We start from the raw sequence: 21,059 nt of genomic DNA on the forward strand, positions 1-21,059 counted from the left end.
GTTGTCCGGCCCTCCGTCATCCCGCAAGATCCCCGGAACCCGAAGCCGTCCCGTCGGGATCACCAGGAGGAGAGCCATGGGCCGCATCTCAGGCCAGCTGTGTCGCCGTAAGCCACTGGGCAGGATGATCGCCGAGAGTGACGATCCGCCCTCCGGTTCCGGCTCGGACTCCGGCTCCCTCCAACGCTCCATGGGGCTTGGGCAGTTGACGCTCCTGGGCATCAGCTCGGTGGTCGGCACCGGCATCTTCTTCGTCCTCGGCACCACCGTCCCCGACGCCGGTCCGAGCGTCATCCTGTCCTTCGTCCTCGCCGCCGTCGTGGCCGGGCTCGCGGCGCTCTGTTACGTGGAGTTGGCCGGTGCCGTCCCCGTCGCGGGCAGCACGTACTCGTATACGTACGCCTCGCTCGGGGAAGGGGCGGCCTACCTCGTCGCCTGGTGTCTGATCCTCGAGTACGGCGTCGCGGTGTCGACGGTCGCCGTCAGCTGGGGCCAGTACCTCAACGAACTGTCCAGCTCCGTCTTCGGGTTCACCCTGCCCGACGCGATCAGCCAGGCACCGGGAGCGGGCGGCATCGTCAATATCCCGGCGCTCGTCGTCGTCCTGCTGTGCTCGCTTCTCCTCGCCCGCGGCACGCGCGAGTCCGCCACCGTCAACGCCGTGATGGTGTGCGTGAAGATCGGCGTGCTGCTGCTCTTCGTCGCCGTCGCCCTGACCGCCTTCCGCGCCGAGCACTTCAGCGACTTCGCCCCGCACGGGATCGGCGGCATCGGCATCGCCGCGTCCGGGGTGTTCTTCTCGTACGTCGGCTTCGACACCGTCGCGACCGCGAGCGAGGAGGTGCGCAACCCGCGCCGCACCATTCCGCTCGCCCTGCTGCTCACCCTCGCCACGGTCACCGCGCTCTACATCCTCGTCGCGATCGCGGCCGTCGGCGCCCAGCCCGCCGGGAGGTTCGGCGAGCAGGCGGACGCGGGCGAGGCGGTCCTCGCGCAGATCCTGCGGGACGTCACCGGCGCCGGATGGCCCGCGGTGCTGCTCGCCGCGGGAGCGGTGGTCTCCATCTTCAGCGTGGTCCTCGTGACGCTCTTCGGGCAGACCCGGATCCTGTTCTCGATGGCGCGGGACGGTCTGGTGCCGCAGCTGTTCCGGCGCGTGGACCGCCAACGCCACACCCCGGTGCACAACACGTGGATCGTCGGCGCGTGCGTCGGCGGCCTCGCGGCGTTCGTGCCGCTCCAGTACCTCGCGGACCTGACGAGCATGGGCACGCTCGTCGCGTTCGTGGCCGTGGCCGCGGCGGTGATCGTGCTGCGCCGGATCGCCCCGGACGCACCGCGGCCGTTCAAGGTGCCGCTGTACCCGGTCGTGCCGATCCTCTCCGCGGTGTCCTGCCTCTACCTGGCGTACCTGCTGCCCGGCATCACCTGGACCCTCTTCGCCTGCTGGCTGCTCCTCGCGGCCGCCCTGTACCTGGCCTTCGGGCGCCGCCACTCGGCGCTTCAGGATGCCGAACCGGGTACGACGGATACGACGGAATCGCAGTCGAGTACGGAAGCGGAGCCCGTCGCGGAGGTACGGGGCTAGCGGCGATGCGGCGAGGCCGGTGGGGCAACCAGCCCCACCCGGTCGCCCGTCTTAGCCCGCATGACCTCGATACACACGACGCACACGACCCTCAGGCAACTGTGGCTCTTCGCGGGCATACAGCTCCGCTGCTGTGCCTTCGCGGCGGCCATCCTGGCGGGCGTCGCCCTGTCCGGGCTGATGCCGCAGCTGCCGGTGGCCCGCTACGACCTGCTGCTTGTGTACGGGGTGCTGCTCACGGTGGTGTTCCGGGCCTGCGGCTGGGAGACCGGACGCGAACTGGCGGTCATCGCCGTCTGCCACGTCATCGGCCTGGCCTTCGAGCTGCTCAAGGTCTATCTCGGCTCCTGGAGCTATCCGGAGCCCGCCGTCCTGAAGGTCGGCGGCGTACCCCTGTACGGGGGCTTCCTGTACGCGGCGGTGGGCAGTTACGTGTGCCGTGCCTGGCGGCTTTTCGACCTCGGCCTGGTCCGGTACCGGGCGCGGACCACCGAGGTCCTGGCTGCGGCGATCTACGTCAACTTCTTCAGCCACCATTGGCTGCCCGACGCCCGCTGGCTGTTGGCCGTCCTGCTCCTCGCCGTGACCTGGGGGACGTGGGTGGAGTTCACGGTCAGCGGGCGGCGCCACCGGATGCCGCTGGCCCTGTCGTTCGTGCTCATCGGCTTCTTCTTGTGGCTGGCGGAGAACCTCGCCACCGGCCTGGGGGCGTGGCGCTACCCGTATCAGGCGGACGGCTGGCAGCCCGTCGGCATCGACAAGTTCGCCGCCTGGTCCCTGCTGATCACGGTGACGTTCGTCCTGGTCGCCCGCGCACAGCGACGCCCTGAGACGGACCCGGCTCAAGCCTTGCCGGGCCGTCCCGCCTTGCCGGGCCGTCCCGCCGCGCGGAGTTGGAGCCAGCTGGCCAGCAGAGTGTCCGGGTCGTCCAGGTCGAGGCCGAAGAGTTCGCGGATGCGGCGCAGGCGGTAGCGCAGCGTGTTGGGGTGGACGTTCAGCCGGGCCGCCGCGGCGGCGATGTCGCCGACCGCGTCCAGCCAGCAGGTGACCGTGGCCGCGTACTCCGTACCCTGCTCGCGGTCGTACGCCAACAGCCGGGCCACACCGGGCAGTTGCAGCCACGGGTCGCGGGCCAGCTCGTCGCCTAGCCGGTCAAGCAGGATGCGGTGGCGTACGTCCCCCGCCATCGCCGCGGGCCGGTCCGCACCGTCCAGGGCCGTGGCCCGCAGTACGTCGTCGGCCTCGCGGCGGAGCGTGCCCGGCCGCAGCAGGTCGGCGTACGGGCGGGTGACCGCGGCCCGTACCCCCGCCGAGGCGCCGACCGCCGCCCGCACGGCGCCGAGCGCGGCATCGGCGAACCGCGGCCCGGCCCCCGGCCCGGGCGCGGGCAGCAGTACGTAGACGGCACGGGCGGTCGCCGCGACCGTCGCCTCCGCATGGTGGGCGGCACAGAAGCGGACCAGGGCGGCTTCTACGTGGGGGATGAGTGCGGGGCCGAGGGCGTCTCCGGCCGTGCCTGGGGCCGCGGAACCGTCCGGGGTTCGAGAGCCCACCGCGAAGGCGGCCAGACAGAGGTCCGCTCCCGGCCGCAGGCCAAGGCGGCCGGTGGCATCCTCAGGTGGTGGGCCATGGCCCTCGAGGACCGCGCGGAGGGTGTCCTGCCGCATCCGCCGTTCCGCCTCGGGGGCGTTCAGGGCGCGCAGCAGATGAGGGGCGGCGAGGCGGGCGGCGTCCAGGAGGGCGGTCTCGGCCTCCTGCGGAAGGCCGTCCTCCGGCTCGATCGCCCACAGGGTGCCCAGAGGCAGCGCCCCCGCCCGTATCGCGACGGCGGCCCGCGCCAACTCGTCGCCCGTGGTGGGGAAGCGGACCGGACCGGGGGCGGCGAGCACGTCGCGGTACTGCTGCCGCTGGTACGGCAGGTCCGGCACCCGGCGCTGGAGGATGCCCCGCTCGCGCAGCGCGTCGATGCGCTGACCGGGGACCTTGGAGTACGCGACCACGTGCTGGTCGAGGTCCTCGATCGCCACCGAGCCGCCGACCACCGCGGCCAGCGAGTCCGCGAGCGCGAACAGCTCCTCGCCGCCGACCGGTGCGGACGGCGCCGCGTCGCCCACCCCGTACGCCGCGAGCGCGCAGCTCAGCGCCGCGTCCACGTACCGCCAAGGCACCGCGTCCCCGGCCTCGAGCAGGGCGATACCGCGCCGCTCCGCCTCCGCCACCAGGCGCGCCGGGTCCTGCCCGCGCCGCTTGACGACGGCTGCCGCGAAGCCCTGCTCGGCCGCCCGCCACAGCACGGCACACGTCCGCGGATCCGATACGTCCGCCCCCACGAGCAGCAGGAGCGCGCCGGGCGCCGCGGGCAGCGGGTCGCCGGGGTCGTGGATCACCGTGCCGCGCACGGAGACATCGAGTCCGGCGGGCGCGGCGAGCACCCGGACGACGTCGGCGGTGTCCAGGACGAGGCGCAACGTACCGGCGGCCCGGCCGTCGACCGCGGCCGCCGCCGCAGCCGTCCCGTCCGCCATGGCTGTTGTGGAATCGGACAACGAGCTCCTCATTTCCTGGGGCGATCGGCGTGGGCGCGCCCTCGGACCGGCGGACAGGATAGGCCACGCAATCCCGAGCACCCCGCTCACCGGAGGGACAGGAGCCACCGCCGATGACCGTGACGCAACCGCCCATGACCGTGACCCAACCGTCCGAAGCCACCGCCGCCGATCTCGTCGGCCTCTTCCCACCCGGCTCTCACCTGGCAGAAGACGGTGAGCTGATCCTCGGCGGCTGCCGGGTCACCGACCTCGCGGAGCGCTTCGGCACCCCGGCCGTCGTCGTCGACGAGGCCGCCGTGCGGGCCCGCGCGCGGGAATACGTACGGGCCCTCGCAACCCATTGGCCGAACAGCCAAGTCGTCTTCGCCTCGAAGTCCTTCCCCTGCACGGCAGTCGTCCGCGTCCTGGTCGAGGAGGGCGTCGGCGTGGACGTCGCCGGGGGCGGCGAGCTGGTCACCGCGCTCGCCGCGGGCGCCGACCCGGCCCGGCTCGTCGTACACGGCAACGCCAAGACCGACGAGGAACTGGCCATGGCGGTGGACGCCGGGGCGGGCACGATCGTGATCGACAACTTCGACGACATCGACCGCCTCGAGCGCCTGCTGGGAGGCGACCGGGCCCACGGCGGCGAGCAGCGTGTGCTGCTCCGCGTCATCCCGGGCGTCGAGGCCGACACGCACGAGGCCATGGCCACCGGCCACGACGGCTCGAAGTTCGGACTCCCGATAGCCGACGCCGTACGCGCCGCCGAGCGGCTGTGCGCAAGCGACCGGCTGCGCCTGGACGGACTGCACGTCCACGTCGGCTCGCAGCTCCTCGATACCGAGCCGTTCGCGCGCGCCGTCGAGGCCGTGGCGGCCATCGGCGAGCTTGGCGAGCACGCGGTGTACGACCTGGGCGGCGGGCTCGGCGTGCGCTACACCTACGACGACCGGCCGCCGACCGTCGAGGAGTACGTCCGCACCCTCACCGACGCCGCCCGCAAGCACCTGCCCGCCACCGCCCGGCTGATCGTCGAACCGGGCCGCTCACTCGTCGCCGGGGCGGCCGCCACGCTCTACCGCGCCGTCACCGTCAAGCGAGGCGCCGCCGGGCGCACCCTGGTCGCCGTCGACGGCGGCATGGCCGACAACCTCGAACCGATGCTGTACGGCCAGCGCTTCGAGGCCACGGTCGGCACGCGCGTCGGCGGCGGCGAGCGCTGCGACCTCGTCGGCCGCCACTGCGAGTCCGGCGACACCCTGATACGGGACGTCCCGCTGCGCGAGCCGCGCGTCGGCGACGTCATCGCGGTCCCGGTCACCGGCGCGTACTGCCACTCGCTCGCCAACAACTACAACGGCGCCCGCCGCCCACCGGTCGTCTTCTGCCGCGACGGCGAGGCCCACGTGGTGCTGCGCCGCGAGACGTACGAGGACCTGCTACGCCGCGACGTCGGGTGACCCGGGGCGCGGCGTGCTCGCCAGGCGGCTCAGTCTTCGTCCTCCGCCGCCACCGTCAGGATCGCCCGTACCTGCGCGACGATGTCGAGCCGGTTGCGTACGAAGTCGGGGTCGGTGACCTTCCCGGTCTCCGGATCGGTGTTCCCGGTCCCGAACTGCAGTACCGGGGTGTGCACATGGCCGCCGGGCAGCCGGTCGTGCAGCCCGAGGCGGTCCCGTAGGAGCGTCGCCCGGTAGGCGATCTCGTTCGACAGGTAGTCCCCGCCGCCGCCCTTCCGGGCCGTGGAACCCTCGGTCGGCCCGTCCGGCCGTTCCACCGGCTCGGTGCCGCCCGCCGGGATCTCGGTGACGGCCGTGTTGTCGTACACCGGGAAGCGCCCCGTCTCGCCGCTCACGATCCTCTTGTACGGGAGCGTGGTCGTCGTCCACTGCGGCTGCGAGGCCGGATCGGTGACCGGGACGGTTCCGGTCCGCGAGAGGTTCCCGTTGTCCGGGAAGCCGCCGCGCCAGGCCCCGTTGGTGCGCTCGATGTCGAAACGGCCCACGCGCCCCTGGCTGATGGTGGTGAACAGGTCGACGCGCGGCAGTTGCGGCCGCAGCGTGCGCTCGACGGTCCCCTCCGCGAAGTCGTCCCAGCGCACGGGGAACACGACGGTCTCGACGCGGGCGGGCCCGTCAGCGGTCTGGATGACGGTGCCGTCGAGCGCGAGCGCCGTGGCGCCGGAGGGGTTGCTGATCCGGACATCGCGGTCGAGCGTGAAGGGGTCGAAGCCGGTGGCCAGGATGCGCTTGGCGGCGTGCCCGGCCTGTCCCTTCGGGTAACGGATGGAGTCCTGGCCGCGCGACGTGGTCTCCAACGCCCGGGACAGGACGGCCCGTTGGCCATCCGTCAGCTCGAACTGCGCGGGCTCCCACTGCCGCAGCTCGCGCACCATCGCCAACCTCGCCCAGTACAACGGCCGGTCGTCGTCCCGGCTCAGATCCCCACCCGCGGGCCCGCGCCCCTGCACCCGGTCGACGGCACGCCGCCACAGCGCCGAACCCTGCCGTACGACGATGTCCTTGGCCCGCGCGTACGAGTCCGCCGAGCCGAGCTCCCGCGCGAACTCCGGTGCCACGGCGTCGAATCCACTGCGCCGCAGAATCTCCTGCGGCGCGGCACGGTCGAGTCGCCGCTCCTCGGCGGTCGGCGGAGGTACGTCGGAGGAGGAAGCGGTGGAGACGGAGGCGGAGGCGCTGGAGGCGGATGCGGAGGCGGCAGAAGGGGAAGCGGTCCCGAGGCCGACAAGCAGGGCTGCACCCACGGCACCCATCCGCCTACGTACCCGCCCTCGCGGGGACTTGGGGACCTGCGGGGCCGTCGGGTCTATCGGGGACGGAGAAGCCGTAGCAGACACGCGAGTCCTTCCGTTGCCGGTGGGGACGCGACGATATCGCAGCTCACCCTGGCCGGACGATGGACCGCGGCACCGCCCATCGCCCCGGCCGAGGTGCGGCACCCCTCACGCCTCGAGCAGCACCTTCCCGAGCAACGTGCGGCCCTCGATGGCCGTATGCGCGTCGGCCGCCCGGTCGAGCGGGAACACCTCGGCGATCACCGGGCGCAGCCGCCCCGCGGCCACCTCCTCGTAGGCCGCGGCGGCGAGTCGCTTACGGTCCTCCTGCGAGAGCTGCACGTTGTCGATGCCGAGCAGGGTGATCCCGCGGCGCTCGGCCTCCGCCGCGTCCACGGGCGCGAAGCCCCCCGTGGGCGCGCCGTGCGCGGAGAACCGTCCGCCGTCCGCCGTCAACGGGAAGGCGGCCAGGCCGACGTGGCCGCCCACACCGTCCAGGACGACATCCGCCGCGCCCGCGCCGAGTGCCGCACGGGCCCGCTGCGGCCAGTCGTCGTGCGTGGCGTCGATCGCGTGGTCCGCGCCCAACTCCCGTACGAGTGCCAGCTTGCGCTCACCGCGGGCGACGGCCACGACCTGCGCGCCCCGTGCGTGCGCCAGCTGGACCAGGAGGGTGCCCATGCCGCCGGACGCGCCGAGGATCAGGACCCGCTCATCCGGTGCGACGGCGGTGAGTTCGGCGAGTGCGAGGGTGGTGACCCCGTCGTGGACGACGGCGGCGGCCTCGCGGAGGCCGAGGGCGTCGGGCACGGGGACCAGCAAGTCGGCTGCCGCGACGACCTGTTCGGCGTATCCACCGGTGAAGCCGACGGTGGCCGTGACCCGGCGGCCGAGCCACTCGGGGGCGACGCCCTCGCCGATGGCGCGGACCGTTCCGGCGACCCCGCCACCTGGTACGTACGGCGGTTCGACCGGGAAGAACCCGGCGCCGGCCCGTACCTGGGTCTCGACGAAGATCGTGTCGACGTACGCCACGTCGATCACCACCTCGCCGGGTTCCGCCACCGGGTCCGGCACCTCGGCCGTCTCCAGGACCTCAGGGCCGCCGAACTTCGTCACCTGTGCCACGCGCATGACGTACATCCCTCGCTGTGATCGGTAGGAGCTGATCGCTATGAGAGGAGTCTTGAACTTCAAGTGCGGTTGAGGTCAAGAAAAAATGACTCACCCGCGGCACCACGCGTGCCGTACGCTCTGAGCCGGTGAGCCGGGAAGCCTGGTCGGCGCCCTGTCGAGCGATGTCGAGCGATGTCGAAACACCCCGGAGGAGCACGCCCATGAACTCTCCCCGACCGACGAACTCTTCCCGGCCGAGCCTGCTCGCACGGACCCGCCGCGCGATCTTCGCCCGGCACGCCAACCCCTGGAGCGCCTGGACCCGTTGGGCCAGTGCACCGCTGGTAGCGGTCCCGGTGTGGACCCGGAGCTGGCGGCACGCGGCCGTGGTCGGCGCGTGGTTCGCGGTCAACCCCGTCATCTTCCCCAAGCCCGCCGACAACCGGGCCTGGGCCAGCCGCGCGATGCTCGGCGAGGAGATGTGGCTCGTCGAGCGCCCCCGGGACGCGGCCATGGCGGTCAACGCCGCCGCCTCCGCCGCGTCCCTGGCCGCGCTGATCGCCGCGCGCCGTCGCCGCCTCGGGCCCGCGGCCGCCGCAACGGCCGCGGAGATGGCCCTGCTCCTCGTCTACTGGGAGCTGATGGTCCGCCATTACGACCGCCACCAGAGCAAGAGCCAGAGCGAGAGCAAGAGTCAGAGCCAGGAAGGCTAGGGGAGCGCGGCGAGTTCGCCCAGGACTCGGGCCGCCGGTGCCGGGTCGACCAGCCACTTCAGGTGGCTGCCTTCGAGGGTGCGGACGTCGTACGGGTTCTCGGGCGTCAGCGCGTTGCCCTCGCGGATCAGCCGGTCCTGTATGGCGAGCGGCAGGCTCTGGTCGTCGCGCAGTCGGACGTACGTCTTCGGGATCCGGCCCCACGTCGCGGCCTGTGCACGGTCGGCGGAGGTGCCGACGTCCAGGTTCTCGTCCGGCTGGAAGGTGTTGAGGAAGGTCAGGAACTCCTCGTCGGTGCCGTCGGCGAAGAGGGCCGACTTGAGCGCGGGGAGGGCGGCCGGGTCGGCGGTGCGGAAGTTGACGCGGAGCAGGCCGAGTTCGGCCGGGTTGCCCGCCACGGCCGGGGCGAAGGCGGCGGGGTCGACCGTGGCCATCTCCGGTTCGGCGTAGTAGTCGTTGACGTCGAGATCGACCGGGCACCAGGCCGAGACGTAGACGATACGGTCGATCAGGTCCGGCCGCGCGTTGGCGGCGGCGGTGGCCGTGACGCCGCCGCGGCTGTGGGCGACGAGGATCACCGGCCCGTTCCGCTTGGCCCGTTCGAGGATCCCGATCAGATACGCGGCGTTGTCGGCGAGCGTGACGCCCTTGATCGCGCCGGGCGCGGTGGCGAGCCCTTCGAGATCCTGCGGTGCCTGGTAGGCCCGGGTGTACGTCGCCGCGAAGCCGTGCCCCGGCAGGTCGACGGCGACCGAACGGTGCCCGAGCAGGCCGAGTTCGGCCTGGAGCGGTGCGAAGGAGAAGGAGTTCGCAAAGGCCCCGTGTACCAGCACGAACGTGGGTTGCATCCGTCTACTCACCTTCTGGCGCGCTGGGTTGAGCGATCGCAGCGTGCGCACGGTTGTTTGATGGTCGGTGGCCACTGTACGTACCGGAAGATCATCCGCGTACCGGTATGAAGCCCTCCGCTTTGTTGGGCTCCATGGGGCTTGAGTGGGCCTGTAGCCGATCTGCTGTCAGCCCGCCCTGAGGGACCGGCCACTGAGAGCACACACCATCAGCACCGCGGTGCACCCGCCCAGCAGCATCACCGTGGAGGGAGAGGTGCGGTCAAGGACAACTCCCCCTACGAGCGCGCCGATCGAGATCGTCGCCTGGAAGGAGGCGGTGAACAGGACCGAGGCCGCTTCCGGTGCGTGCGGCGCCGCCTTGGAGAACCAGGTCTGCGACGCGACGGGTACGGCTCCGTAGGCGACGCCCCACACGATCAGCAGCAGCACCGCGCCCGCCGCCCAGCCGCCGAACACCGGCAGCAGCAGGGTCACCGCACCGATCAGCCCGGCCGCGAGTCCGATGACGATGCGGGGATATCGGCCCACCCAGGCGCCGCCCAGGAAGTTGCCGAGGACGCCCGCGACACCGTACAGCAGCAGGAATGTGGTGATCAGACCTCCGCTGATGTGGGTGACCTGCTCCAGGAACGGTGTCACGTAGGTGTACGTACCGAAGTGAGCCAGCACCACAAGGAACGTCAGGAGGAGCGCGAAGCGGGTAGGGGCGCCGCGGAGCAGGGTACCGAGGACGCCCAGCCGCGTGGCCCGGACCGGAGGCAGCGGCGGCACGAGCAAGAACAGCATGACCAGGACGACGACCGTCAGCACGCCCATGGCGACGAAGGCCGTTCGCCATCCGGCGAGATCCCCGATGAGGGTGCCCGTCGGCACGCCGAGGACGGATCCCAGCGGAACGGCGGAGAAGATCACGGCAGTTGCCCTGCCGACCGAGGCCGACGGCACCAGTCGTTCCGCCAATCCGGCCCCGATCGACCAGAAGCCGCCGATCGTGATCCCGACCATGATCCGGGAGATCAGGACGAGCCAGTAGTCGGGTGCCGCTGCGGCCAGAAAGTTCGCCAGTGCCAGCAGGAGCATGAACACGCACAGCATCAGTCGGCGGTCGAAGCGTGCCGTGGCCGCGGTGACCAGGGGAGCGGCGATCGCCGCCAGGAACCCCGGCATGGTCATCATCAATCCGGCCATCCCGTCCGAGACGGTGAAGCTGGACCCGATCGAGGTCAGCAGCCCGATCGGCAGGATCTCGGTGGTGACGATGGCGAAGATCCCCAACATCACCGAGACGACGGCCAGCCAGCCGATGAGCGGGGACCGAGCGGATAAGGCCGGGGCCGGGGCCGGGGCCGGGGTTGGGGCTGGGGCCGGGGCTTGGGTGTCGAACGAGGTGGCAGTGGATGCGGGCATGGCGGCGTTCCGTCCTGTGAAGGCAAGGGCGTTTCGCGATCAGTCCAACAGCCCTCATCAGGAGGTGGCTGGCAGATCTGCGACGGCACCCTTGGCCGCCACGGGTGATGTCGCATTCCCGCCGGTGGGCCATCCGAACGGGCCGCCATGGCCACAGGTGGACGCGCGCGTTCAACGGGTAGTGGCCGTGCTCTCCACCTCCGGGCCCGCCGCCGCCCTTGGCAGGTGCGCGGCTATGGGGTGGTGTCGCGGGCGCAGGTGGTCCCGTCCTGCCGTTCCGTTTCTCGCGGGGCCGTTTCTCCCTGAGCCGCTTCTCGCGGGGCCGCCTCTTCCGGGGCTGCCTCTTCCGGGGCTGCCTCTTCCGGGGCCGCCTCTTTCGGAGCCGCCTCGGGGTGCAGTTCGACGCAGCAGACTCCCGGGCGTGGGGCCAGTACGGCGGTGGTCGTGGTGGCCCCGACCGCGGTCAAGTACCCGTGCAGGAACGCCTGGTTCATGGCGCAGACGAGTTCGGGTGCCTGCGCTGCGACGGCGTGGAAGGGGCAGTTACGGAGCACGGTGTGCCCCTCCGGCTCTCGTTCCGGTTCGTAGCCGAGCTCTTCCAACTCCTGCGTGAGGTCCCGGGTGCGGGCCTCGGCCCCGAGGGTTGCGCCGCGTTCCCGTGCGATGCGCACGGCTGCCGCCACGGCGCTCTCGCCCGGCTGCTGCCCCGTAACCGCCTCGGCCAGGAGCGAGGCGAGCAGCTCGTGGCGCCGCGGCGGCAGGCTCACGTCGATGGACTGCGGACCCGGCTCGTACACCTTGGGGGCCCGCCCCACCCTGCGCGGCCCGTGCCCGCCGTGCCGGGCCTGGAGCAGGCCGGCCTTCACGAGCTTGTCGAGGTGGAAGGCGGCGAGTTTCCGGGAGATACCGACCGCGGCGGCCGCCTCTTCGCGGGTCACCGGGTGCCGCGCCCGGCGGACGAAATCGAGCAGTCTGCGCCGGGACGCGTCGCCCAGGACCGCCAGTGCGGCCATCTGGGAGGAGGGGCCCTTCGACGGGGCGGCCTCGGGGTCGGACATCACGGATTCACGGTAACTCTCATCGGTGGCACACCGGCCCGGTCCGGGCGGCTCGGGGCTGGGGCAGGGGCGCTGCACTTGACCCGACCCCGGAATAAGACCAACAATTGTTGGTGAAACTCCCTAGCCTGCGAGGTGCCGGATGTCGGCGAACGCAGATCCGCACCAGGCCAAGAGGCCCGTAAGCGGTGCCCTTGCCGGGCCGTACGGTCACCCGTTCCACCCGATCCTGGTCACCGTGCCGATCGGGGCCTGGGTCTCCAGCCTCGTCTTCGACATCGGGTCCCACTTCGTGGACGACCCCGGCTTCCTCGCCCGCGGCTCCGCCTGGCTGATCGCGATCGGCGTCCTCGGAGCCCTGGCCGCCGCCACGGTGGGCTTCCTCGACCTGTTCGCCATCCCGACCGGCACGACGGCGTACCGCACCGCACTGATCCACATGACGCTCAACCTCGCCATCACCGCCGCCTACGCGGGCGGCTTCGCCTGGCGCCAGGCGGACGGATACCCCGCCGGGCAAGCGGTGCCCGGCCCTCAACTGGCCCTCTCCGCCTGCCTGTTGATCGTCCTGGCCGTCTCCGGGTACCTCGGCGGGAAGCTCGCCTACCGCTACGGGGTGCGGGTCGCCGACGAAGGCACCCAGGCCGAGGGCTTCACGCCCCCGACCACCGGCGGCTCATCGCAATAGCCGCACAGAGCAACGGATTTGGAGTACGTCATGGATGTCGCCGGACTCATCGCATGGGTGCTCGCCGCGCTGGGCGGATTCGTCTTGCTCGCGCGCTGGATCGCGCACGGCGGCCTGCGCCAGCAGAAGACCGGGCCGACCCGCTTCCCGGCCCCGCTCGTCTTCGGGCACTTCCTGCTCGCCGCCGTGGGCCTTGTGGTCTGGATCGTCTATCTCGTCGCCGACAGCACCTCACTGGCCTGGACCGGCTTCGGGCTCCTCGTCGTGGTGGCCCTGCTCGGCTTCACCATGTTCGCCCGCTGGCTTCCGGTACGCGGCACGGCGGCGGCCGGGCCGGACGGCGGCCCCGCCGAGAGCCACCTGCCGCAGCGGATCGTGCTCGGCCACGGCCTCTTCGGAGCCGCCACCCTCGTCGTCGTCCTGCTCGCGGCCCTGGGGGTCTGAGAGCTGAGCCTTGCGGGTCGCCATTTTGCCTGGTCGGCGCCCTGATCTTGGGGGGTTCGGTGACCCCGCCTGCGACTATTGCACACTGCAATAGTAAGGTTCTGGAGAACCGGGCGGCGCGGGCGCGGCCGACCCGGGGCGAAGGAAGTGATGACATGCAGGCCGAGCCGAAGCGCGTTCCACGAGCCGCGCGTGTGAACTCCCCCTGTCCGCACGTCTATTGACGCCGCATCCGGCGCTCTGACGGGCGTAGCGGACCGTCTCTCACGGCTCCCGCGTACCGCGTAACACGCCGCCCCCTCCGCTTACCGCCACACCTCCCTGCACGCATGCGACAGGCCCCGTCCGCAGCGAGGCCGACCGCTGCCGCATGTCAGCCCTGCCCTGTGTTCACGACTGTTCTGCTACGGAGATGACCTTGGCCTGCCCCGACCCCGCCCCATCGCGGACCGCTCCGCCCGCCAAGGCCACCCCCCGCCGTACCGGTGGGGCGAAGGTGGTGGCGCACCTGGGGGACTTCCACGTCCCGCCGCGTGCCGTGGCGATCACCGCGCTCGCGATACCGATCGGTGCGGTGGTGGCGCTGGTCGCCGTCGCGCTGCTCAAGCTGATCGAGCTCGTCACCAACCTCGCCTACTACGGCCGGTTCAGCGTCACCGAGGCCACGCCGCACGGTACGGCGCACCCGTGGCTGCTGCTCGTGATGCCGATCGTGGGCGGCCTGATCATCGGCCTCATGGCGCGGTACGGCTCGGAGAAGATCCGTGGGCACGGCATGCCCGAGGCACTCGAGTCGATCCTGGTGGGCGGCAGCCGGGTGCAGCCGCGCGTCGCCGTACTGAAGCCGACGTCGGCCGCGATATCCGTCGGGACCGGCGGACCGTTCGGGGCCGAGGGGCCGATCATCATGACCGGTGGTGCGGTGGGCTCGATCTTCGCCCAGTTCCTGCGGGTCACCGCCGACGAGCGCAAGGCCCTGCTCGTGGCCGGTTCGGCGGCCGGTATGGCGGCCACCTTCAACGCGCCGCTGGCGTCCATCCTGCTCGCCGTGGAACTCCTGCTCTTCGAGTGGCGGCCGCGTACGTACCTGCCGGTGGCCGTCGCCGCGGTCACCGCCACGCTGGTCCGCGGCCCGCTCCTGGGCTCCGAACCGCTGTTCGGTCGTGCCCACGTCCCCTCCCACCTGCCCCTCAGCGCGTACGGGCTGTGCGTGGTGGCGGGCCTTGCGGCCGGACTTCTCGCGCTCGGCGCCACCAGGCTCGTCTACTTCTCCGAGGACCTCTTCGCCAAGCTCCCGTTCCACTGGATGTGGTGGCCCGCCATCGGCGGGGCGATCATCGGCATCGGCGGGCTCATCGAGCCGCGGGCCCTCGGCGTGGGCTACGACGTCATCGAGCAACTCCTGACCGGGCAGGCCACGGTGGGCCTCATCTTCGGCATCCTCATCGTGAAGACGCTCATCTGGGGCCTCTCCCTCGGCTCCGGCACCTCCGGTGGCGTCCTCGCCCCCATGTTCATGATCGGCGGTGCGCTCGGCGCCGCCGAAGGGCTCGTCTTCCCGCACGTCAGCCCGGGCTTCTGGGCGCTGGTCTCGCTCGCGGGCGTCCTCGGCGGCGTCATGCGCTCGCCGCTGACCGGCATCGTCTTCTGCATCGAACTCACCCACGAGCTCAACGCGTTGATCCCCCTGGTGATCACATCCTCGACCGCCTACCTGCTCTCCGCCGTCATCCTCAAGAGGTCGGTCCTCACCGAGAAGCTGGCCCGCCGCGGGCTGCACCTGAGCCGCGAGTACAGCGTCGACCCACTCGAAGTCCACCTCGTACGCCAGCTGGAGATCCCGGTATCGAGGACGTTCCGGGCCGGCATGACGGCCGGTCAGGCCGCCGCCGTGCTACGTGCCGCACACGACGCGGGCGACCCCGAACGCCTTCTGTCCCAACGGCTGTACCCGGTGCTCGACCCGGCCGGACACCTCCTCGGCGTGGTCACGCGCAGCGAGCTCGTGGACCACGCCGATGACGACCGCACGCCCCTGGGAGAGCTGGCTGCCCCGGCCGTCACCGCGTACGAGGACGAGACCCTACGCACCCTCGCCAACCGCATGGCCCAGCACGACATCACCCGCGTCCTCATCGTCAGCCGGGACGAACACCCGCGCCCGGAAGGCATCGTCAGCCTCCGCCACCTCCTGCACGCACGCCGTGTCGACCTCCACGAAGAGCACCACGCACAACGCCACTTGGGGCCACGACGCACCCCGGCCTCGCCGTCGGCCACGACACCCGCGGCCGGGCGGCCGACGCGCCGCGAACACGGCGATGCCGGGCCGGTCCCGCCCTCGCCCCCGCCCCCGCCCAGCGACGACCGCGACGAACTCGCCCTCTGATCAGGGGGCGGTCAAAGGCGATCAGGGTGTCCGGAGCTCTAGGGACCGTCTTCCGGATCAACCAGACCCCCGGAACGCCGTACGCCCGCCAGTGGAGCGCGGTCCATGTCGTCCGCCGCGTCGGTCAGCGCGCGCAGTGCGGCGACCAGCCCGGCGCGCTCATGGGCGGGCAAGCGGGCCACAAGCCTGCGGATCTCCTCCTGGCGGTGTGCGGTCACTCGCTGCACCAGGCTCTGGCCTTGGTGTGTGAGATTGAGGACGACCTCGCGCCGGTTGCCCGGGTTCGCCTTGCGGTCGACCAGACCAGCGGCCTGCAGACGATCGACCATCCGCATGGCCGTGGACGGGTTGACCGCAAGGGTCGTGGCCAGCGCGGCGAGCTTGACCGGTCCGTGGGTGTCAAGGACGACGAGCGTACGCAGCTGGGGAAGGGTGAGAGTGTCATCGACGGCCGCAAGGGCCCGGGCGGAGATGGCGACAAGAAGCCGCGAGGCCGCCATGACGGCCACGGCCACCTCCTCGGCCTCCGCGTCAAGCTCCGGCGTCCGTGCGGCGGACGGCTGCCCGTCGCTGTCAGCGTGCGTCATGGCGCCTTCATACCCCGCTTTCCGTCCTACCCCGCTTTCCGCGGTAGGCGTTTGCCGCATTCATTGCACAGTGCAATAGTAAAAGAGAGCCCAAGCCAGCCCAAGTCAGCCCAAGTCATACAGCCGTACGGCGGTGACAGGAGGTGGACGACATGGCCGAGGAACCGGTCCACGAGGCCTACTCATTCGTATGCCTGAACTGCGGACACGGCTGGGAGCGCGAGTACGAGATCCGCCACTTCACCGATCCGGCGGGCAGCGTGCACGTGACCTACCACGTCGCAGGTGTACGCGTACCCTCCCCCCTGACCCACAACGGGTGCGACCGGTGCGGCGGCCAACGCGTACGCATCCTCCGACCGGGGCGGGTCACCTCGGCACGTCTCTGGCCCGGCGAGGCTGAGTGACTGGTGCGGGCCGGGCCGGGCCGGGCCGGGCCGAGCCGACGCTCGGCCCGGCCGTTCGCCTCAGCAGCTCAGGTTGTCTCCAGGCACCGTGCCCAGAACCTCGACGAAGCGCTTGTAGTTGTCGATCCTGCTCTGCACCTGACCGGGGTTGCCCCCGTCGCACTCGAGCTTGCCGTTGATCGCGCGGATCGTCTCACCGAAGCCGGCGCCGTTGACCATCGCGTCGTGCGGGGTCATCGTGCCGGGGCCGGTCTGCGTGTTCCAGTACCAGAGGCCCGTCTTCCAGGCGACCGCCGCGTCCTTCTCCACCTTCCGCGGGTCGTTGAGCAGGTCGATGCCCAACGCGTCCCCCGCGGCCTTGTAGTTGAAGTTCCAGCTCAGCTGGATCGGCCCGCGGCCGTAGTACGCGGCCTGGCCCGCCGGACAGCCGTACGGCTGCGAAGCGTCGCAGTAGTGGGGGTAGTTGTCCTCGTTCTGCTCCACTATGTGGACCAGGCCGCCGGTCTCGTGACTGACGTTGGCCAGGAAGGCGGCCGCTTCCTGCTTCTTCACCGTGTCGCTGCCGGTGTTGGCGAACGCCGGGTACGCGCTGAGCGCCGCAGTGAGGCCCTCGTAGGTGTAGAAGGGGTTCCTGTTCGGGAACATCTGCTCGAACTGCGCCTCGCTGACCACGAATTCGGCAGCCGCTTTCTTCGGGGACGGCGCGGGCGTCGTGGGCGTCGCTTGCGACATCATGGGCATGACAATCAGAAAGGCGCAGGCCGCCGCGCCGGCGGCCAGTAGGGAGACGAAGCGTTTTCTCGCCATGGAGTGCTCCTCGCGTGTGGGGGTGGGAGCACTCAATCGCGTTGGTCTGGACCAGGTCAAGGGGGCGTGCGGGGAGGGGAGTTCGGCACGCCGGAGCCACGAGTCAGCCTTCGCGACGTAGGAACTCGCGGGCGTGGCCCGCGTTCGTCCGGCCTACCTGTCCGCTCGATAGAGCTGGATATTCCGGTTGGCGAAGAGGTGTACGTAGCCGCAGCTCCAGCAGATCAGCCCGGTGGCCGTCTCATTCGCCCAGGCCAGGTTCATGAACTCCATGCCGGAGCTGTTCAGCTTCACGCCCCGCTCACGGAACAACTCCCCTTGGCAGAACTGACAGGTGATCCACCGCTCACCCAGAGCCGCACGCACCGGCTTGGCCATACCGTCGTCCCTCCCTCTCCTCGTGTCGCTTCGTCCCTCGTACGTTTCGTCCCTCGTACGTTCGTCGATCATGAAGACGCTGGGGCGACGGAGTCGGTTCACCCTCGCACGGGTCGGCCGGGCCGCGAGAACTCCCCGGCCCGGCCGGCTCGGCCCCGGCGGTGCGCGCCGCGTGGGGCAACGTCCGCGTCATCCGACGGGTTGGGCATGGCGCATGGCGTTGATCTCGTCGGCGGTCTTGGCGGCGCCGGCGATCGCGAACTCTCCGTTCGGGGCCTCGGTGATGAAGGTGTAGGTGTAGGGACGTGCCCACTCGCCGGTGAGCTCGACGAGCTTCTCCGACAGCCCCTCGATGAGCCGCTGCTTCTCCTCATGGGTGAAGACGTTCTCCATGATCTTGACTTCCACGACAGGCATGGTGGCCTCCTCGGACCGGTGCTGGTACTAGCCCACGGGCTGGGCATGGCGCATGGCGTTGATCTCCTCGGCGGTCTTGGCGACGCTGCCGATTGCCCACTCTCCGCTGGGGGTCTCGGTGATGAAGGTGTGGGTCACGGGCCGCATCTGCTCTCCCGTGATTTCTATGAGGGCCTCGCCGAGGCGCTCGACGATCCGGCGCTTCTCCTCGTGCGTGAAGACGCCCGCGATGAGTTTGACTTCCAGGACAGGCATGGTGGCCTCCTCGACCCCGCCTTCGGCTGGATACGGCTTCGACGCTACGGGGCGGGCCAGGGGCGGCGCTTCGGGAGAAGTGCCCAACTCTCGAACTTCTCCAAGGGGCCGGGCTGGGCAATTCTGTGTAAGCGCGGGCGCTCAGGCCCCCGTCGTGCGCAGGAGGCCGTGCTCATAGGCATAAGCCGCGGCCGCCGTCCGTGAGGGGACACCGAGCTTGGCGAGCATGTTGCTGACGTGATGGGCGACGGTCTTCTCGCTGAGGAACAGCTCGGCGGCGATGTCCCGGTTGCTCCGGCCCGACGCGATCAGCCGGAGGACTTCCGTCTCGCGCGGTGTCAGCACCGGGGCATCCGCCTCGGGCGGCGCGGGGAAGCGGCCGGAGGTATCCGGTACGGCGGCGCCGAGCTGCCGCAGGGCCGCGCGGGCCGCGCGGATCTCCAGGTCGCCGGTGTCGTTGTCGTCGGCGGCGCGGCAGGCCCGCCCGATGAGCAGGCGGGTACGGGCCGAGTCGTACGGGGCGTCCAGCTCCTCCCACAGCCGCCAGGCCCGGCGCAAGGCGCCCAGCGCGCCCGCCTGGTCTCCCTCGGCGAGTCGCACCATGCCCTGCGCCTGGGCGGCGAGCGCGTACAGCGCCGGTACGTCGTACGCGGCGGCGACCCGGTCCAGCTCCGCGGCCGCGGCCCGGGCAGCCGGAGCGTCCCCCGCCACCAGAGCGATCTCCACCTGGGCGGGCAGGAGCCGGGCGCGGGCCAGCGGCTCACTCCTCTCCGCGAGTGCCCGCCGCACGGCGGCCGCCGCATCGAGGCGGTCCTGGGCGAGCCGCAGCAGCGCGAGCCCCGGCTGCGGATCCCAGCCCCACGCATCGGCCTGCTCATAGGCGCGTTCGGCGTCGGCCGTCTCGCCGCGCAGCCGGTGCACCTCGCCGAGTTGGTAGTACGCCGCGCCGACCACGTTCCGACCGAAGCCCCGGGTCAGCAGCTCGCACGCGGCGCGGGCCTCGGCGGCCGCGGCCGGCCAGTCACCCGAGACGCGCAGGAGCTCTGCCCGGTGGATACGGCACATGCCCGGATACGCACCCCGCAGCCCCGGCTGGGCCTCGCACCACCGCGTCAAGGCCGTGGTCCACTCGCGGGCGCGCCGGAGGTCGTACAGCTCGTGGCAGGCGTCGACGACGCTGCAGTAGATCCAGCCGCTGACGCGCGCGGAGACGGCACCGGACACGACCATGACCATGACCTCGTCAAGCAGGTCCAGGCCCTCCGCCACCTTCCCCGCCTTGATCAGCGCCCGGCCCTGCACGTGCCGCGCGAGCGCCACCACACCGCTGTCACCGATCCGTACGGCCTCCTCGGCGATGCCGCAGGCGCCGTCGTGGTCACCGGCCGCGTCCAGACGCTCGGCCTCGGGGATCCGCAGGTACCCCAGCTCCGGGCAGTCCTCCGGCCGCCGCTCGGCGAGGCGCCGGGCCCGCCGCAGCCAGCCGCCCGCGTGCGCCGGTTCGCCCCGTTGCCGGTGTGAGTAGTACAGCCACCACGCGCACCGCACCGCCCCCGCGCAGTCACCCTGCTCGTCGTAGATCCGGAAGGCCCGCTCCAGGTACCGGACCGGCGCCTCGGGACGGCCCACCATCTCCGCGGCCTCCGCAAGGAGCTCCAGATCCGCCCCGCCCAGCGGCTCAAGACCATCGGCCTGGGCGAATCCCTCGTACGCCTGCGCCCAGTCCGGACGGCGGTGCGCCGCACGGCCCATACGAAGCGACGTCTCGCGCTCGTCCATGACGCCCGCCTCCTCGGCACCATTCCACCCCGTACCGCTCCGTGGCGCTATGGCGTCCTCCATGGGCGGGGCGCCGAGCGGCCGACGTGAGCCGGGACACGTACGAAACGGTTTCGTTTCGTTTCGGGGTGGCGTATCGTCGTATGCGTACGAAACCGTTTCGTTCACGCAGGGGGGAGAAGGAGGCCGGGCGATGGCACGGAGTCGGATCACCCCCGAGCGCGCCGCCGAGTTGTACGAGGCCGTTCTCGATCTGCTGCGTGACGTCGGCTACGACGCCCTCACCATGGACGCCGTGGCCGCTCGTACGAAGTCCAGCAAGGCCACCCTCTACCGCCAGTGGGGGAGCAAGGCGGAGCTGGTCGCCAGGGCGCTGCGGCACGGTAAGCCGGTCAGTTTCGCGGAGATCGACACCGGATCCCTCCGGGGTGACTTCCACGAGATGGTGGCCCGTGCCGACGACTGCCAGATGGAGCGGGACTCCGCGCTGATGCGAGGGCTCGCCCATGCCATCCACGGAAATCCCGATCTCCACGACGCCATGCGGGAGTTGATGATCGAGCCCGAGATGACCGGGCTCGACGCGCTCCTGCGGCGGGCAGTGGAGCGGGGCGAAGTCGACCCGGACAACCCGGCGTTGGACTTCGTCGTCCATATGCTCGTCGGCGCGTTCATCGCCCGGCACCTCGTCGAGGGCAAGCCGCTCGACAAGGCTTTCCTCGGCTCCTACGTCGACGCCGTTGTTCTCCCCGCACTCGGCGTCTGACCCACACCCGGACCCACCCGCAACCCCACACCAACACCCCCCCGTACCGCCCCACCTGACGCGCCGCTCACGTCGTCGGGCCGG

At 71.3% G+C, this 21,059-nt stretch carries 19 protein-coding genes and 1 pseudogene; 8 read left to right on the top strand and 12 right to left on the bottom strand.

From position 1 onward, the window contains the following. The first annotated feature begins 124 nt into the window (after nucleotides 1-124). Nucleotides 125-1,588 carry an APC family permease gene (locus tag ACWD10_RS06510; RefSeq protein WP_451087656.1) on the top strand — a complete coding sequence of 488 codons (1,464 nt, stop codon included), beginning with the start codon at nucleotides 125-127 and terminating at the stop codon, nucleotides 1,586-1,588. A 60-nt stretch (nucleotides 1,589-1,648) separates the two neighbouring features. Beyond that, nucleotides 1,649-2,560 (top strand): DUF817 domain-containing protein, encoded by a 912-nt coding sequence (locus ACWD10_RS06515; protein ID WP_451087658.1) that lies wholly within the window; start codon nucleotides 1,649-1,651, stop codon nucleotides 2,558-2,560. Here the strand turns inward: ACWD10_RS06515 and ACWD10_RS06520 are convergent. After that, nucleotides 2,533-4,146: pseudogene (locus tag ACWD10_RS06520) on the bottom strand (helix-turn-helix domain-containing protein); the annotation flags it as partial. The gene ACWD10_RS06515 and the pseudogene ACWD10_RS06520 overlap by 28 nt on opposite strands. Nucleotides 4,147-4,247: 101 nt before the next feature. Between ACWD10_RS06520 and lysA the strand changes: the two are divergent. Then, the gene (gene lysA / locus ACWD10_RS06525; RefSeq protein WP_451087660.1) at nucleotides 4,248-5,579 is read left to right on the top strand and encodes a diaminopimelate decarboxylase; all 1,332 of its coding nucleotides are present in this window, start codon (nucleotides 4,248-4,250) and stop codon (nucleotides 5,577-5,579) included. Between the two features lie 29 nt (nucleotides 5,580-5,608). Here the strand turns inward: lysA and ACWD10_RS06530 are convergent, their stop codons facing one another. Together ACWD10_RS06530 and ACWD10_RS06535 are read right to left on the bottom strand one after the other, a co-directional pair. Continuing rightward, nucleotides 5,609-6,892, bottom strand: a complete 1,284-nt coding sequence (locus tag ACWD10_RS06530) for a pyroglutamyl peptidase (RefSeq protein WP_451087662.1) — start codon at nucleotides 6,890-6,892, stop codon at nucleotides 5,609-5,611. A 189-nt stretch (nucleotides 6,893-7,081) separates the two neighbouring features. After that, nucleotides 7,082-8,047, bottom strand: a complete 966-nt coding sequence (locus tag ACWD10_RS06535; protein WP_451087663.1) for a zinc-binding dehydrogenase — start codon at nucleotides 8,045-8,047, stop codon at nucleotides 7,082-7,084. A gap of 203 nt (nucleotides 8,048-8,250) precedes the next feature. Between ACWD10_RS06535 and ACWD10_RS06540 the strand changes: the two genes are divergently transcribed. Beyond that, nucleotides 8,251-8,742, top strand: coding sequence for a DUF6653 family protein (locus ACWD10_RS06540; protein ID WP_451087665.1), 492 nt, complete (start codon nucleotides 8,251-8,253; stop codon nucleotides 8,740-8,742). Here ACWD10_RS06540 and ACWD10_RS06545 read toward each other — a convergent pair. The 3 genes from ACWD10_RS06545 to ACWD10_RS06555 all read right to left on the bottom strand — a co-directional run bounded on the left by ACWD10_RS06545 (nucleotide 8,739) and on the right by ACWD10_RS06555 (nucleotide 12,058). Continuing rightward, the gene (locus ACWD10_RS06545) at nucleotides 8,739-9,590 is read right to left on the bottom strand and encodes an alpha/beta fold hydrolase (RefSeq protein WP_451087667.1); all 852 of its coding nucleotides are present in this window, start codon (nucleotides 9,588-9,590) and stop codon (nucleotides 8,739-8,741) included. The genes ACWD10_RS06540 and ACWD10_RS06545 overlap by 4 nt on opposite strands. A gap of 168 nt (nucleotides 9,591-9,758) precedes the next feature. Beyond that, on the bottom strand, nucleotides 9,759-10,871 hold the full coding sequence (locus ACWD10_RS06550; RefSeq protein WP_451087813.1) for an MFS transporter: 1,113 nt from the start codon (nucleotides 10,869-10,871) through the stop codon (nucleotides 9,759-9,761). A gap of 362 nt (nucleotides 10,872-11,233) precedes the next feature. Beyond that, nucleotides 11,234-12,058: a helix-turn-helix transcriptional regulator gene (locus ACWD10_RS06555; RefSeq protein WP_451087815.1), complete on the bottom strand. Its 825-nt coding sequence runs from the start codon at nucleotides 12,056-12,058 to the stop codon at nucleotides 11,234-11,236. A 142-nt stretch (nucleotides 12,059-12,200) separates the two neighbouring features. Between ACWD10_RS06555 and ACWD10_RS06560 the strand changes: the two genes are divergently transcribed. The 3 genes from ACWD10_RS06560 to ACWD10_RS06570 all read left to right on the top strand — a co-directional run bounded on the left by ACWD10_RS06560 (nucleotide 12,201) and on the right by ACWD10_RS06570 (nucleotide 15,579). Continuing rightward, nucleotides 12,201-12,746, top strand: a complete 546-nt coding sequence (locus ACWD10_RS06560) for a DUF2231 domain-containing protein (protein WP_451087669.1) — start codon at nucleotides 12,201-12,203, stop codon at nucleotides 12,744-12,746. 30 nt (nucleotides 12,747-12,776) lie between these two features. Then, nucleotides 12,777-13,190: a hypothetical protein gene (locus ACWD10_RS06565; RefSeq protein ID WP_451087671.1), complete on the top strand. Its 414-nt coding sequence runs from the start codon at nucleotides 12,777-12,779 to the stop codon at nucleotides 13,188-13,190. A gap of 412 nt (nucleotides 13,191-13,602) precedes the next feature. Beyond that, a complete protein-coding gene (locus ACWD10_RS06570) occupies nucleotides 13,603-15,579 on the top strand; it encodes a chloride channel protein (protein WP_451087673.1) in 1,977 nt (658 codons plus the stop codon). Nucleotides 15,580-15,617: 38 nt separating this feature from the next. Here the strand turns inward: ACWD10_RS06570 and ACWD10_RS06575 are convergent, their stop codons facing one another. The 6 genes from ACWD10_RS06575 to ACWD10_RS06600 form a co-directional block, all read right to left on the bottom strand. Beyond that, a complete protein-coding gene (locus ACWD10_RS06575; protein WP_451087675.1) occupies nucleotides 15,618-16,166 on the bottom strand; it encodes a MarR family winged helix-turn-helix transcriptional regulator in 549 nt (182 codons plus the stop codon). A 467-nt stretch (nucleotides 16,167-16,633) separates the two neighbouring features. Then, a complete protein-coding gene (locus tag ACWD10_RS06580; RefSeq protein WP_451087817.1) occupies nucleotides 16,634-17,308 on the bottom strand; it encodes a chitinase in 675 nt (224 codons plus the stop codon). A 225-nt stretch (nucleotides 17,309-17,533) separates the two neighbouring features. Further along, nucleotides 17,534-17,758 (bottom strand): hypothetical protein, encoded by a 225-nt coding sequence (locus tag ACWD10_RS06585; protein WP_451087677.1) that lies wholly within the window; start codon nucleotides 17,756-17,758, stop codon nucleotides 17,534-17,536. Nucleotides 17,759-17,947: 189 nt separating this feature from the next. Next, on the bottom strand, nucleotides 17,948-18,175 hold the full coding sequence (locus tag ACWD10_RS06590; protein WP_451087679.1) for a tautomerase family protein: 228 nt from the start codon (nucleotides 18,173-18,175) through the stop codon (nucleotides 17,948-17,950). Nucleotides 18,176-18,202: 27 nt separating this feature from the next. Then, entirely contained in the window at nucleotides 18,203-18,430 is a 228-nt protein-coding gene (locus ACWD10_RS06595; RefSeq protein ID WP_451087681.1) for a tautomerase family protein, read from the bottom strand. 141 nt (nucleotides 18,431-18,571) lie between these two features. Continuing rightward, complete coding sequence (locus ACWD10_RS06600; protein WP_451087683.1) at nucleotides 18,572-20,209, bottom strand: LuxR C-terminal-related transcriptional regulator; 1,638 nt, start codon at nucleotides 20,207-20,209, stop codon at nucleotides 18,572-18,574. Between the two features lie 193 nt (nucleotides 20,210-20,402). On the opposite strand from ACWD10_RS06600, the gene ACWD10_RS06605 reads away from it, so the two are divergent. Continuing rightward, entirely contained in the window at nucleotides 20,403-20,975 is a 573-nt protein-coding gene (locus tag ACWD10_RS06605; RefSeq protein ID WP_451087685.1) for a TetR/AcrR family transcriptional regulator, read from the top strand. The last annotated feature ends 84 nt before the right edge of the window (nucleotides 20,976-21,059 follow it).

It is taken from the genome of Streptomyces sp. NPDC002851 (assembly GCF_053591935.1).